Origin of the sequence: Rhodococcus sp. ZPP, assembly GCF_017656075.1 — a bacterium.
In the GTDB taxonomy this organism is placed as follows: Bacteria; Actinomycetota; Actinomycetes; order Mycobacteriales; family Mycobacteriaceae; genus Rhodococcus_F; species Rhodococcus_F oxybenzonivorans.
In genome coordinates this window covers 1,054,654-1,067,896 of sequence record NZ_CP058638.1, presented here as the reverse complement: position 1 = coordinate 1,067,896, position 13,243 = coordinate 1,054,654, and the positions used below count along the sequence as shown (strand labels likewise).

The window sequence follows — 13,243 nt, the reverse complement described above, 5'->3', positions numbered from 1 at the left end:
CGTGTCCTTACTGCGAGAGGGCGTCGAGTACTTCTTGGCACCAGCCGGCGAACCCCTCTTCGACGCGGATGCCGCCGCGCAGGACGAGGTACTGGTGAAGGGCGGTGCCGGAGAGTTGGTCCGGCGCCGGGAAGTCACGTTTTTCGATCATGCGGTAGATCTCGAGCCGGGCAGCGTGGCCGTCGCGGTGCCGGGCGACTTCGGCGGCCAGTGCGGGAATATCGCCTTGCTGGGCGGCGCGGATCTTGACCGCAAGCTCGTTACGCAGGTGATTCGGTTCGGTGGGCTCGGCGATCCAACGCTGCAACTCGGCGCGACCTGCCGCGCTGACCCGATATACCTTCTTGTCCGGCCTGCTGTCCTGCGCTACGACTTCGGCATCCACCCACCCGGCTTCGTCCATGCGCTTGAGCAGCCGATAGATCTGCTGGTGGGTGGCGCTCTGGAAGAAGCCGATCGATTTGTCGAATCGGCGTGCCAATTCATACCCCGACCCGGAATGTTCGGTGAGGGAGACGAGAAGCGCATGTTCGAGTGCCACGCAGAAAGTATGTATGCAACGAAGTGCCTATGCAACTAAGTGCACATAATCCGCTCGGTGCGAGTGGGTCGTTGCGTCGGAGAGTACGAACGACCTTCGCTCACATAGGCTCGCGACATGAGCACCGAAGTTCGTCCGCCCGCCGGGATCGGTGAGGCTGCGACGCGCAAACAGGTCGTCGCGTGGGGTCTGTGGGACTGGGGGTCAGCCGCCTTCAATGCGGTGATCCTCACGTTCGTCTTTTCCGTTTACCTCACCGATGCAGTGGGGGAGGACCTCGAAGGATCGATCTCTGCGAGCACCTGGCTCGGGTGGTCGCTGGGGATCGCCGGATTCCTCATCGCGGTGCTGGCGCCGGTCACAGGGCAGCGATTCGACGCCGCAGGACGGCGCAAGCGCGCGCTCGGTGTTCTCACCTTCGCGACCGTGGCCTGCATGGCCAGCATGTTCTTCGTCCGCGACTCTGTCGAGTACCTCTGGCTCGGTCTGGCGTTGCTCGCTGCCGGTTCGGTGATCTTCGAGCTCGCCGGTGTGCCGTACAACGCGATGTTGCGGCAGGTGTCGACGCCGTCGAATATAGGTCGGGTGTCCGGCTTCGGTTGGGCAATGGGCTATTTCGGCGGGATCGTGCTTCTTCTGTTGTGCTACTTCGGCTTCATCGCCGGTGACGGGGACACCCGCGGAGCACTGGGGTTCACCACGGACGGTGGCCTGAACATCCGGATGGTGGCGCTGCTCGCGGCGATCTGGTTCGCCGTCTTCGCGATACCTGTGCTGCTGAAGGTTCCCGAACTGCCGCGGCCCCAGGTCGATCCGGGCGCCGACAAGGCCGGTTTCGTGGAGTCGTATCGGATTCTCTGGCGAGATCTGCGCAGCCTCTGGTCTGCCGACCGCCGCACCGTGTACTTTCTCGGCGCCAGTGCGCTCTTCCGCGACGGACTGGCCGGGGTCTTCACGTTCGGTGCTGTCCTCGCCGTCAATGTGTATGGCATCAGTGCCGGAGATGTGCTGCTGTTCGGTGTCGCGGCAAATATCGTCTCCGCCGTCGGTGCACTCACGGCAGGCCGCTTCGACGACCGGGTGGGTCCCAAGACGGTCATCGCGGCGTCGCTGGGGGCGATGATCGTCGTCGGCATCATCTTGACGGCTGTGTCCGGACCGGGAATGTTCTGGATCTTCGGTCTCCTGCTGTGCCTTTTCGTGGGACCCGCGCAGTCCTCGTCGCGCACGTTCCTTGCACGGATCACGCCGCCCGGCCGCGAAGGGCAGATGTTCGGTCTGTACGCGACGACCGGACGCGCGGTGTCGTTCCTGTCGCCGACGCTGTTCGGACTCTTCGCGTGGTGGTTCGGCGCGGACCGGGCCGGGATCCTCGGTCTCCTGATCGTGCTGGCCCTCGGACTCGCGGCCCTGACCGTGGTGCGTGCTCCGGAGCGAAGCTGACGCCGCTTATCAGCCAGTGGCCATTCCGGCCCGCCGAAGTATCGCCTTGGCGAGGTCGTCGGGGCACTGCTCGGGGATCCAGTGCGTCGCGTCGTCGAGGACGACGAACTCGTACGGTGCGTCGACGAATTCGGCGCACTTCTCGGCTCCGGCGCGGCCCAGCGCTGTGTCGCCGGTGCTCCAGACGTAGGTGGTGGGGACGGTGACGGCGGGGGTCTGGTCGAAATCTCGTGTCATTGCCCGGTACCAGTTCAGGGCCCCGGTGAGCGCCCCCGGTTCGGTGAGGAGCGCGACGTGCCGGTCGACGAGTTCCGGCGGGACCACATCGCCGAACATCGCCCGCAGCGACTGTGCGTTCTCGCGCAGGAGCACATGTTCGGCCTTGCCCTCCATCCGCAGCAGGCGAATGTAGGACGACCGTTCTTTCTGGTCGGCGTCCTCGCGCAGCGCCCAGCCGAAGGCGCCCGGATGGGGCACCGAAACGGTCGTGAGTGAGGTAATGCGGCCGGGGTGTCGCGCCGCCACGACCCACGCAACGATGGCGCCCCAGTCATGGCCTACGAGATGCGCCGTCTCGAGGCCGAATGCGTCCAGGAGAGCGATGACGTCCCCGACGAGGTGGTCGATGCGGTAGGCGTCGGTACCCTCTGGCCGCGCACCAGCCGAATATCCACGCTGATTCGGTGCATAGGTTCGCATACCGGACTGTGCCAGGAGGGCGGCGACAGGCGTCCACGACGCAGCGCTTTCCGGAAACCCGTGGAGGAGAACGGCTGCTTCGCCGTCGGAAGGGCCGTTGACGGTGACGTCGAAGGTCAGGTCGCCAATGGGGATGGACACGTGTTCGGAGGTTGGCAGCATGCCCCCACCGTACGGCGGGAGGGTCAGCTCCTCGGGGGATTCCACGCCGTCATGCCGAGCATGATGAGCCGTAGCTGACGTTCGGCGCGGGCGACCACCTCGGCTTCGGTACGCACGCCGGGACGGTCGGCTTCGAGGAGGTCGACGACGACGGCGAACATCGTGGAGACGATCAGGTCGGCCGCCATCTCGAGGTCGTCGGCGTCCCACGACTCGAGCCCGCCGATTCGCGTGAGATCCACGGTCAGCTCGCTGACGAACAATCGCATCTCGGTGGCGATGGCGCGGCGGATCTCGGGAACACCGCCGTAGCGCTCACGACTGAGGAAGCGGAACTGTGCCTCGTGAGTGCGGACTTGGCGGACGAGGATGTCGAGAGACGCGCCCGCGCTCTTGGTACTCGGGTTGCGGCGGGCATCGCGCAGCATTTGTCGCAGCATTCGCATGCTCTCCTCGACGAGAACGACGCCGAGTTCCTCGATGGACGCGAAGTGTCGATAGAACGCAGTGGGCACGATTCCTGCATGGCGGGCGATCTCCCGCAGGCTCACACCCGCGAAGCTCCGGTCCGCCATGAGGTCGAGGGTGCCGTCCAGGAGGGCCTTTCGGGTGCGCTCTTTACGTGCTGCCCTGCTCTCGGGTTCCGCTCCGGTCGACTGACTCACGGCACCGAGTCTATTCGTGGGGATGGGAGCGTCGATCACGAGGACGTCGGCTGCCGCACCGCCCGTAACCACGGGATGACCGTGCTGCTCGTCCGTCATGTGTTTCCGATCTGTGCGAGGTGACGGCACTCGCGTGTGTGCCTGCCGTCACATTTCGATTGACAACTACCTGTCTGCACCTGTCACACTATTGTCAGTGTACAACCGTGCACTCAAATGGAGGAGGCTGCCGTGTCAGTTGCTCACACCAGTCGTCCGGCGGAGGGACGCAGGTTCTCGCTGCTGTCGTTGTTCGAGGCGATGGCCACTCCGCATCAGCTCGACCGTTACCTCGAACTCGTCACGCCGATGGTCACCGTGCGTGATCTGCGGGCCGAGGTGCTCGCGGTCGATCGGTCGACCGCGGACACCGTCACGCTCACGCTGCGCCCGACCCGTCAGTGGCGCGGATTCCGCGCCGGACAGTTTGTGCAGGTAGGGGTAGTGATCGACGGAGTTCGCCACACTCGTTGCTACTCGCCGGCCAACGCTCAGTCGTCCCCGGACGGCACCATCGAGTTGACGATCAAGGCGCACCCCGACGGCCTCGTGTCGCAGTATCTTCACGAAAACGCCCGGCCCGGACTGATCCTCGACCTGTCGCAGGCGGCGGGGGAATTCGTTCTGCCGACCACCCGGCCGCGCCGAGTTCTCCTCGTGAGTGGTGGCAGCGGGATCACCCCGGTCCTCTCGATGCTTCGTACTCTCGTCGAGGAGAAGCATGCGGGAAGCGTGACTTTTCTGCACTACGCGTACACCGAAAACGACGTCGCCTATCTGGACGAGCTCCGCGAGCTTGCCGATGCCAACCCCAACGTCAACCTCGTGCTGGCGTACACCGATCAGGAGACCGGCGGACATCTGCACGGTTTCTTCGGGCAGAAGCATCTCGACGCGGTCGCGCCCTGGTACGCCGAGGCCGAGACCTTTCTCTGCGGTCCCCCCGGCCTGATGCGTGGTGTTCGGGAGGTGTACCGGGAACTCGGCATCGAGGACCGGCTCCACACCGAGGAGTTCGCTCCCGCCGCGACGCCGGTCGAGGGTGAGGCCGGTGGTGAGCTGTCCTTCACGGCCAGTCGAGTCACGGCCGACAACTCCGGTGGGACCCTGCTGGAACAGGCCGAGGCCGCCGGACTTCATCCCGAGTACGGCTGCCGGATGGGCATCTGCTTCTCCTGTACCGCGGTGAAGAAATCGGGATGCACCAAGAACGTACGTACCGGCGACACCGATACCGATCCGGACAAGGCCATTCAGTTGTGTGTCTCGGTCCCCGTCGGCGACGTCGCCCTCGACATCTGACTCACTCGACATCACACACTTGGAGACCGACATGTTTGGACTCTCACTCTCGTTCCTGCCCTTCGTCGACGGCTCGGACGACACACGATCGACAGCCCCCGTCGTGCTCACACACGACCAGGTCGAGGAAATCGGCCGGGAACTCGACGCACTTCGTGATCGCACCGTTGCCGATCTCGGCGCAGAGGACCGCGAGTACATCTACAAGATCATCAAAGCCCAGAGGGGCTTCGAGGTCGCCGGCCGCGGGCTGATGTACCTCGGATTCTTCCCGCCCGCCTGGATCGCGGGCGTCGGTGCCCTCGGGATCTCGAAGATCCTCGACAACATGGAAATCGGCCACAACGTCATGCACGGCCAGTACGACTGGATGCGTGAACCGGGACTGAACTCGCGGGTCTTCGAATGGGACACTGTGTGCCCGGCCGACCAGTGGAAGCACTCCCACAACTACATGCATCACACGTACACGAACATCCTGGGGCGCGACCGGGACATCGGTTACGGCATCTTGCGGATCGACGAGGCCCAGAAGTGGAATCCGTACTACCTCGGCAACCCCGTCTACGCCTTCCTGTTGATGATGCTGTTCGAGTGGGGCGTCATGTTGCATGACCTCGAGGCCGAGAACGTCATTCAGGGCAAGCGGAAGTGGCACGACGTCAAGCCGCTACTCAAAGGGTGGTGGAACAAGGCCGGGCGTCAGGTGCTCAAGGACTACGCGATCTTCCCTGCACTGACCGGACCGTTGTTCATTCCCACGCTGCTCGGCAACGTCACCGCCAACCTGATCCGCAACGTGTGGGCGTACTCGATCATCTTCTGCGGCCACTTCCCCAGCGGTGTGCAGAGTTTCACCGAGGACGAGACCGCGGAGGAGACACGCGGCGAGTGGTACGTGCGGCAGATGCTCGGCAGCGCCAATATCGAGGGCAGCCCGCTGTTCCACATCATGTCGGGCAACCTTTCTCACCAGATCGAGCATCACCTGTTCCCGGACCTGCCGGCCCACCGCTACCCGGAGCTGGCCCCCCAGGTGAAGGCGCTGTGCGAGAAGCACGGACTTCCCTACAACACCGGTGGCTTTTTCAAGCAGATCGGCTCCGTGTGGGGGAAGATCTTCAAGCTGGCGCTCCCGCCCGGCCTCCTCTCGTCCGACACCCCTCCCGGTGTTATCGTCGAGCGGCAGAAGACTGCAGCCTGAGAGGCGAAACACATGGTGGGGAAGTTCGAACGGCGCAAGGACACCGTGCAGGAACTGACGGAATCCGCGGCCACGCACGTGGGACACATCGCGACCATCATCGCCGGCGCGGTTCGCGATGTCACCCGGGAGATCGGTGACTGGGTGTCGGACGGAATCGAGATGCGGGAGGCCGCGAAGAAGGCCCGCGAGGATGAAGGCTTGGACGACAAGCCGATCGACTGATGACGAGGCAGGAGGGCACGGCCGATGCGGCCGTGCCCTCCTGTCGTCTCGGGACCGTTCGGTCAGATGACGCCGAGTGAGATCATCGCGTCGGCCACCTTGACGAAGCCGGCGATGTTCGCGCCGTGGACGTAATCGCCGGGCATCCCGTACTCGTCGGCGGTGGCGACGGTGCGGTCGTGGATGCCGCGCATGATCCCGGCCAGTCGCTCGTCGGTGTACTCGAAGCTCCACGAGTCGCGGGACGCGTTCTGCTGCATCTCGAGTGCCGACGTTGCGACACCGCCGGCGTTGGCGGCCTTGCCTGGTGCGAAGGCCACGCCGGCGTCGCGAAACACCTGTACTCCCTGAGGGGTGGTCGGCATGTTCGCGCCTTCGGCGACGGCCTGGACGCCATTGGCCACCAATGTTTTGGCAGCTGCTTCGTCGAGTTCGTTCTGGGTGGCGCACGGAAGTGCGACATCACATCGGACGTCCCAGATCGACCCGTTCGGAACGAATCTCGCGTGTGGCACGGTATCGGCGTATTCGCCGATGCGCCCGCGCTGCACCTCCTTGATCTCCTTCAGGAGACCGACGTCGAGGCCCTTGTCGTCGACGACATATCCCGACGAATCCGAGCACGCAACCGCAACGCCGCCGAGCTGGTGGATCTTCTCGATGGCATGGATGGCGACGTTTCCGGAGCCGGAGATCACCACCGTCTTCCCGTCCAACACGGTGCGTGCTGCGTGCAACATCTCGGTGACGAAGTAGGCCACTCCGTAACCGGTGGCCTCGCGCCGCACCTGTGAACCGCCCCAGGTGAGGCCTTTGCCGGTAAGTACACCGGACTCGTAGGAATTGGTCAGGCGTTTGTACTGACCGAACAGATAGCCGATCTCGCGTCCACCGACACCGATGTCACCGGCAGGGACGTCGATGTACTCGCCGATGTGGCGGTGCAGTTCGGTCATGAAGGACTGGCAGAAGCGCATGATCTCGGCGTCCGAACGGCCCTTGGGGTCGAAGTCGGACCCCCCTTTGCCACCGCCGATCGGGAGTCCGGTGAGTGCGTTCTTGAAGATTTGCTCGAAACCGAGGAATTTCACAATTCCGAGGTTCACGCTCGGGTGGAATCGGAGACCGCCCTTGTAGGGGCCGAGCACACTGTTGTACTGCACCCGAAATCCGCGATTGACGTGCACACTTCCGGCGTCGTCCACCCAGGGCACTCGGAAGATGATTTGTCGTTCGGGCTCGCACAGGCGCTCGATCAGCCCGGAATCCGCATAGTGCGGGTGATGATCGAGAACGATCTGAAGCGACTCGAACACTTCTGCCGCCGCCTGATGGAACTCCGGTTCGCCCGCATTGCGCAGGCGGACCTGTTCATAGATTTCGGCTACTCGGTCGCGCGTTGACACCCACATCCACCCATCTGCCGCTGTGAGGCTTTCTTTACCTTATATTTAGGCGAACTATAGACGTCGGTGAGAAAGTGCAGGTGCGGGCGCCGGGATCAGGTGGTTTGGGTGTGTGATCGAGCCCGCATCGCGACGGCGGCTTGGTCGACCTCGCCGCCGCAATGCCGGCAGCGATGTTCGAGTTCGAGCACATGTCCGCAGTCGTGCAGTAGCTCGGAGGCCGGCTCCTCCACCGCCCACTTGCTACCCCACTCGAACAGTGACAGCAGTAGCGGCCGAAGCTCCTCCCCGGCCTGGGTCAGGTGGTACTCGAACCTGGGAGGCCGCTCGGAATACTGCCGGCGTTCGATGACGCCTACCTCTTCAAGCTTGCGAAGGCGTGCGGTGAGGATGTCACGCGAGACGCCGATGTAGCCGGCGATCTTGTCGAAGCGATGCACTTCATAGCTCAGCTCGCGGATCACCAGCATGGACCAACGGTCGCCGATGAGTTCCATGGTGGCGGCGATCGCGCAGGGGCGCGGCGCCAGCGGCATGCGGTCCATGGCCGTCTTCGGCGTCGTTCGATCGGCTCGACCCTCGTTCATGTCTCCATCATAGAGGGTTGTGTTTTCCAACTCATGGCGAATACGCTGACCCGACACAGTCAGTTGGATATCCAGACTTACTCGAAGGGGTCGTCATGACCAAGATTCACGACCGATCTGTCCTCGTCACCGGAGCCAATCGCGGCCTCGGCCGCGCTTTCGTCGCCGAGGCGCTCTCGCGCGGGGCGCGAACTGTCTACGCGGCCGCACGCGATGCGTCGACGATTGTCGACCACCCTCAGGTGGTGCCGGTGACCCTGGATGTGACCGATCCCGAATCCGTCTACGCTGCAGCGCAATACGTGGGCGACGTTGGCGTGTTGATCAACAATGCCGGAATCTATCTCGGCGAGTCACCACTCACCGGTGACCTCGGCAAGATGCGCCGCGAACTCGAAACCAACCTCTTCGGCCCCCTGAATGTGACCAGGGCGTTCGCCCCCACCATCGCCGCCAACGGTGGCGGTGCGGTTCTCAACGTCCACTCGGTGCTGTCGTGGCTGGCGGTGGGTGGGTCGTACAGCGTCTCCAAGGCGGCGATGTGGAGTGCGACCAACGCGATGCGCCTGGAGCTTGCGGAGCAGAACATTCAGGTGGTCGGGCTGCATCTGGGGTACATGGACACCGACATGACCGCGGGCCTCGACGTCCCCAAGATCTCGGCACCCGAGGTTGCCCGGTTGGCGTTCGACGGCGTGGAGTCGGGTGCCACAGAGGTGCTGGCCGACGATGTCAGCCGTACTGTAAAGGCAGCACTCGCCGGGGAACTCGAGGCCCTGTATCCGCAGCTCGCGGCTCAGGTCGTTGGGTAGGACGTGAAGTAAGGAAACCCGCCACTCGCGGAGGCAGGTGACGGGTTCCCGAGCATCCGTCCTGTCGGGTGGGACGGTGCGACAACAGACTAGACGGTCTGTTTGCTACGCGCGAGTATCGGGCGCTGGGTTCGGAAGCGGGATGCAATACCTACCAGGCGCCTGCGGCCTTTCGGGTGAACAGAGACATCGATTCGCACCTGTTCCTACGGCGTCGCGCGCCTACTGCGCAGCGCGATCTGGACGGAAACGCCACGGATCGTGGGTTCGATCGTGCTCGGTGCACAAGCCACATCCGGTTTCCCGGACGGCGGGAAACCGGATGTGTGCTTATGCGGGTGGCGCACTTGTGTCATAAGTGCCCCCGGCAGGATTCGAACCTGCGACCAAGAGAGTCGCAGGTTCAAATCGTCGTTTGTGCAGGTGAGAATGAGCGCTACGACCCCGTCGAACCGTCCACTCTCCGCTTACTCTCCACTTTGACCGCGGCATCGAGGATCGCCGCCACCTCCGGCCGCACCTTCCCTCGGGACATGTACTTGTCCATCGTCATCGACGGGCTCGCGTGCCCCAGCTGGTCCGCCGTGATCCGCGGGCCCATCTTCGACTCGTCCAGCAGCGACGCCACCGTCCGCCGGAACGTGTGCGCCGTGACCCAGTCCAACCCCAGCGCTGCGCGCACCCGCCGCCACTGCACGTTCAGGGCGTCCGCGTCCCTGATCGTCCCCGTAGAGGACGGGAACAGCACCTGATGGGTGTTCGGTGGCATCGCTAGCTTCCGCGCCCGCAGCATCGTCACCGCGAAGTCCGGCAACGCCAACGTCCGGTTCGTGTTCTTCGGGTCGTCGTCGCGGCTGACCAACACCAGCCCCACGCCGGGCACCCTGGCCGCCTTCTCCGACAGCGAGATCGTCTTTGCCTGCAGATCCAGGCCCGGCCACGTCATGCCGATCAGCTCCGACATCCGCACGCCGGTCGCCGCGAACATCGTGATCACGTCGACCAGGTCCACACTCGCGCAGTACTCCGCCACGGTCGGCACCCGATACTTCGACGGCACAGGCACGCCGCCCTTCCCGACCGCGGGGCACGGGATCGTCGACTGCCGCAGATCCACGAGTAGCTTTGCCAGCTGCTCAGGTTCAAGCGACCGCGGCTGCTTCGTCGACTTCGACGTGGGCGGCTTCGTGTCCCGCACCGGATTCGCCTTCACCACACCCAGGCGAGTCGCCATCGAGAACATCCCCGACAGCACCGACCGGGTCGACTTCGCGTTGCCGGCGCCGTTCACCTCGGCCACCGACCGCAGAAAGGTCTCGAGCCGTTGCGTCGACACCTCCTGCAGGCGCAGCCCACCGAGCTGCGCCCCGATGAACTTCGCGACGTCGTCGTACCGCGTCAACGTGCGCGGCGCTCTGCCGCTCTCCACGAGTTCCACCCGGTAAGTCGTCCAGAGCTCGTCGATGGTGGTCGTACCGTCGAGGTCACCGGTCGACTCGCATGCCGCCTTTATCGCCTCGACAAGGACCCGCTCGGCGGCGGCCCCTTCGCGGTCGAAGACACCCTCGGGGGAGTAGCGGCGCATGCGGCGGGTCCGCCCGTTCTGCGCGCGGTACCGGCCGTCGGCGTACCACCGGCCTTTGTCCACCTTCGTGCGCTTGATGTGCCCCCACGTGCCGAGAGGCATAGGCGGGCGGGCCATCAGGCCACCACCGCGGGATCGTCGTTCGTCACGACTAGACTCCTTGCTGAAACTGTTCGGGTTTCGCCTCAACCCCCGCGCTCACCACCTATGAGCGCGGGGGTTTCTCGTGTTGATCATGCCCTGCGTTCGAGTTCCTGATCGATGTACCGGCGCTCGCCGTCCGTGAGATCGCGGACTCGGTGCTCCAGTGTGGGCAGATCGACCCAGAGTTCCTCGGCCAGCTCGTCGTCGACTCGCAGCCGATTCCACACCAGGGCGTCGATGAGCGTCTCGAGGCTGATCAGCCTACGCGCCGTGATGCATTCGACGACGCGTTCCTCCCGGACGGCGAGATGCGGATCGTTGGGCACAGGACCCCGTTCGATATGCACAATCTCGTGGGTAAGTGTGCACCGTCGCTCACGCTGGTTCGAGGTGCTGTCGATCTCGATGCCGGCGGCGGTCCATTCACCGAGGCAGCCGAACTTCAGGCAGCTCGGAAAGGTGACTTCGAGGTGCGGGTAGCACCGCTGAAGATGCCGCCATGGATGCCATCGGTGAGCCATACGCCCCGTCCAAACGTGTCGGTGTCCTGTGGTAGGCCCACAATCTACTCGAACATCAGTTCGAAAGACGAGTTACTGGTCGGTAATCGAGCGACCCACGTCACAGCAGAGGTTGACTGAAACCTGTTCTTACGCACCGGTCTCCGGCCCTTCGGGATCAGCGTGATCCCACGGCTCACCCTCAATCCTCCGCCGCCGGCGCTCCTCGGTCTCACCCTCGCGGCGCGCCAGGGCGTAATCGTCCTGCCGGTCGGATGACGAACGAGTACGGTCCTCGCCGTCCTCGTCCTCTGAATCAAGCTTTGGACCTTGATCCGAGGCAGTCAAGGAACCAGCCATGACGGCCATTGCTTCAGCGAGGAAGGAGCCTGAACCTGCGGATGGATCGGCGGGATCTGGGAAACTCCATTCTCCCAGTGAAACCACCTTCTCAAGTTCTGACGTGGCGTTCTGGAGCGCCAGCTCGCTCGCTCCATCTGTCGCGCCCTGGGTTCGCATTTTGCCGAAAAGCACCAGCTCTGCGAACTCGCGACGCCAGCGCCGATTAGCCATCCGCATGTCATCCTCGGAGAGTGGGGCTAGGGAACGGTCGCTGGCCCGACTGAGAAATCGACGCCAAGCGAGGTATTGCACGTATACCCCATCATCGATCTCCGGGGCGATGACCGAATCGATGTCCACCCCCGGATTGCCGGGCTCAGTCAGTAGTACGTTCCGCGCCTGCTCCGTCAACATGCGGAGCTGCGAGTGTTCAACTGCCTTCCCGCGTACCCACTCATAGTGTCCGATGAGCGATTCTCGCCGGATACGCCAAATCATGTCGTCGTCATTCATGGTGGGCGTTCGGACTTCCGAGCCGCTGCTTGTGCCGAGCTGCTTCTCGCTGCCCGTTTCCGTCCGCGATTCCGTGATTTGTGCATCTGCTTCTCCATCCGCCTCGTGTTGGGATGTGAGCTTGATGAACTCTCGTGCCACGGTCGTCAAGGTCTCCTTCGCCGAATCGGGAAGGGTTCCGGCACCGCCGATGGATAGTGCGCTCGGATCGTTGCCCGTATAGACGGGCAGGTCGAGGGAGCGCGCGGCTGCCATGACGATGTCGGTGACCGTAACGCCGAGTCCGTTCGCCATTCCCCGAATGCTGTCGGGGTCCGGGAAATTCTTCAGCGGTCGAGTTGCCATCTGATGAAGCCGGCCAGAGCTGGGCGTCCCGCCGCAGTCTTCGGCGAGACGGTCATAGGACCGCGTGCCCTTCCTGTCGGCGATCAGCGCTGCAAGGTTCAGTTCATCACTCACGGCAATCACCGTCTCGTGTCACTCGATGGCGTGTCCACTTCGCAATGTTAGGCACTGCGCAACCATACCGTTCGAACAAAGCCGCAGGTGGCAGGTAATGCCGCCTAACAACTGGTGCGAAATATTTCCGTCGTTGCGCGCAACCAGCGGGAAGTTGCGCATCTAGCCCTTGCCAGGGTGCCTAGCTTTACTGCATAATTCCCATTGTCTTGCTTGACGAAATGCCTAACCAGGGGTGAGGATATGGGTGCACGAACGGATACACGCCGACATCGCTCCAACCGAAGGAGGTGGCCCAGTGGCATGAGAATGCAACTCGTTGCTCGCGATGCCCTGATCGATCGAATGGACCGCAAGGGATTCTCGAATCGGCGGCTTGCGAAGTATGCGGAGTGCGCGCCGGGGACGGTTGACAACCTGATCTCCGGTCGCACGCAGGCGGTCAACAAGCCGCGCACAGCCGAACTGATCTGCGAGGCGCTGGATGTTCCATTGGACATCTTTTTTGTGCCCGAAATATCTCGCAAAGCAATGCATCATCCATCGCGTCGCAGGATTTCTGCGGCATGAAAAAGCCCCCAGCTGCACCACCAGCTGAGGGCCACGACACAGATT

Annotated in this window: 14 protein-coding genes; 6 read left to right on the top strand and 8 right to left on the bottom strand. The window is 63.6% G+C overall.

The features are described from left to right. Positions 1-7 precede the first annotated feature (7 nt). Positions 8-541: a PadR family transcriptional regulator gene (locus HYG77_RS05055; RefSeq protein ID WP_109328795.1), complete on the bottom strand. Its 534-nt coding sequence runs from the start codon at positions 539-541 to the stop codon at positions 8-10. A gap of 117 nt (positions 542-658) precedes the next feature. Here HYG77_RS05055 and HYG77_RS05050 point away from each other — a divergent pair, with 117 nt between their 5' ends. Next, the gene (locus tag HYG77_RS05050; RefSeq protein WP_208962024.1) at positions 659-1,984 is read left to right on the top strand and encodes an MFS transporter; all 1,326 of its coding nucleotides are present in this window, start codon (positions 659-661) and stop codon (positions 1,982-1,984) included. 9 nt (positions 1,985-1,993) lie between these two features. On the opposite strand, the gene HYG77_RS05045 is transcribed toward HYG77_RS05050, so the two are convergent. Together HYG77_RS05045 and HYG77_RS05040 are read right to left on the bottom strand one after the other, a co-directional pair. Then, a complete protein-coding gene (locus HYG77_RS05045) occupies positions 1,994-2,845 on the bottom strand; it encodes an alpha/beta hydrolase (protein WP_208962023.1) in 852 nt (283 codons plus the stop codon). A 23-nt stretch (positions 2,846-2,868) separates the two neighbouring features. Continuing rightward, positions 2,869-3,609, bottom strand: coding sequence for a TetR family transcriptional regulator (locus HYG77_RS05040; RefSeq protein ID WP_208962022.1), 741 nt, complete (start codon positions 3,607-3,609; stop codon positions 2,869-2,871). A 132-nt stretch (positions 3,610-3,741) separates the two neighbouring features. Between HYG77_RS05040 and HYG77_RS05035 the strand changes: the two genes are divergently transcribed. Genes HYG77_RS05035 through HYG77_RS05025 form a run of 3 tightly spaced genes read left to right on the top strand, consistent with a single transcriptional unit; the run spans position 3,742 to position 6,280 of the window. After that, a complete protein-coding gene (locus HYG77_RS05035) occupies positions 3,742-4,851 on the top strand; it encodes an FAD-binding oxidoreductase (protein WP_109334999.1) in 1,110 nt (369 codons plus the stop codon). A 31-nt stretch (positions 4,852-4,882) separates the two neighbouring features. Beyond that, positions 4,883-6,055 carry an acyl-CoA desaturase gene (locus HYG77_RS05030; protein WP_109328803.1) on the top strand — a complete coding sequence of 391 codons (1,173 nt, stop codon included), beginning with the start codon at positions 4,883-4,885 and terminating at the stop codon, positions 6,053-6,055. A 12-nt stretch (positions 6,056-6,067) separates the two neighbouring features. Continuing rightward, positions 6,068-6,280, top strand: coding sequence for a hypothetical protein (locus tag HYG77_RS05025; RefSeq protein ID WP_109328805.1), 213 nt, complete (start codon positions 6,068-6,070; stop codon positions 6,278-6,280). Positions 6,281-6,342: 62 nt separating this feature from the next. Here the strand turns inward: HYG77_RS05025 and gdhA are convergent, their stop codons facing one another. Beyond that, the gene (gdhA, locus tag HYG77_RS05020; protein WP_208962021.1) at positions 6,343-7,686 is read right to left on the bottom strand and encodes an NADP-specific glutamate dehydrogenase; all 1,344 of its coding nucleotides are present in this window, start codon (positions 7,684-7,686) and stop codon (positions 6,343-6,345) included. A 95-nt stretch (positions 7,687-7,781) separates the two neighbouring features. Continuing rightward, on the bottom strand, positions 7,782-8,273 hold the full coding sequence (locus HYG77_RS05015; RefSeq protein WP_208962020.1) for a helix-turn-helix domain-containing protein: 492 nt from the start codon (positions 8,271-8,273) through the stop codon (positions 7,782-7,784). Between the two features lie 95 nt (positions 8,274-8,368). On the opposite strand from HYG77_RS05015, the gene HYG77_RS05010 reads away from it, so the two are divergent. Beyond that, a complete protein-coding gene (locus HYG77_RS05010) occupies positions 8,369-9,085 on the top strand; it encodes an SDR family oxidoreductase (RefSeq protein ID WP_208962019.1) in 717 nt (238 codons plus the stop codon). Between the two features lie 436 nt (positions 9,086-9,521). On the opposite strand, the gene HYG77_RS05005 is transcribed toward HYG77_RS05010, so the two are convergent. The 3 genes from HYG77_RS05005 to HYG77_RS04995 form a co-directional block, all read right to left on the bottom strand. Then, positions 9,522-10,787, bottom strand: coding sequence for a site-specific integrase (locus HYG77_RS05005; RefSeq protein WP_208962018.1), 1,266 nt, complete (start codon positions 10,785-10,787; stop codon positions 9,522-9,524). Positions 10,788-10,903: 116 nt separating this feature from the next. Continuing rightward, positions 10,904-11,335 carry a hypothetical protein gene (locus tag HYG77_RS05000; RefSeq protein ID WP_208962017.1) on the bottom strand — a complete coding sequence of 144 codons (432 nt, stop codon included), beginning with the start codon at positions 11,333-11,335 and terminating at the stop codon, positions 10,904-10,906. Positions 11,336-11,464: 129 nt separating this feature from the next. After that, the gene (locus tag HYG77_RS04995; protein ID WP_208962016.1) at positions 11,465-12,628 is read right to left on the bottom strand and encodes a hypothetical protein; all 1,164 of its coding nucleotides are present in this window, start codon (positions 12,626-12,628) and stop codon (positions 11,465-11,467) included. A 303-nt stretch (positions 12,629-12,931) separates the two neighbouring features. On the opposite strand from HYG77_RS04995, the gene HYG77_RS04990 reads away from it, so the two are divergent. After that, positions 12,932-13,198 (top strand): helix-turn-helix transcriptional regulator, encoded by a 267-nt coding sequence (locus HYG77_RS04990; RefSeq protein WP_208962015.1) that lies wholly within the window; start codon positions 12,932-12,934, stop codon positions 13,196-13,198. Positions 13,199-13,243 lie beyond the last annotated feature (45 nt).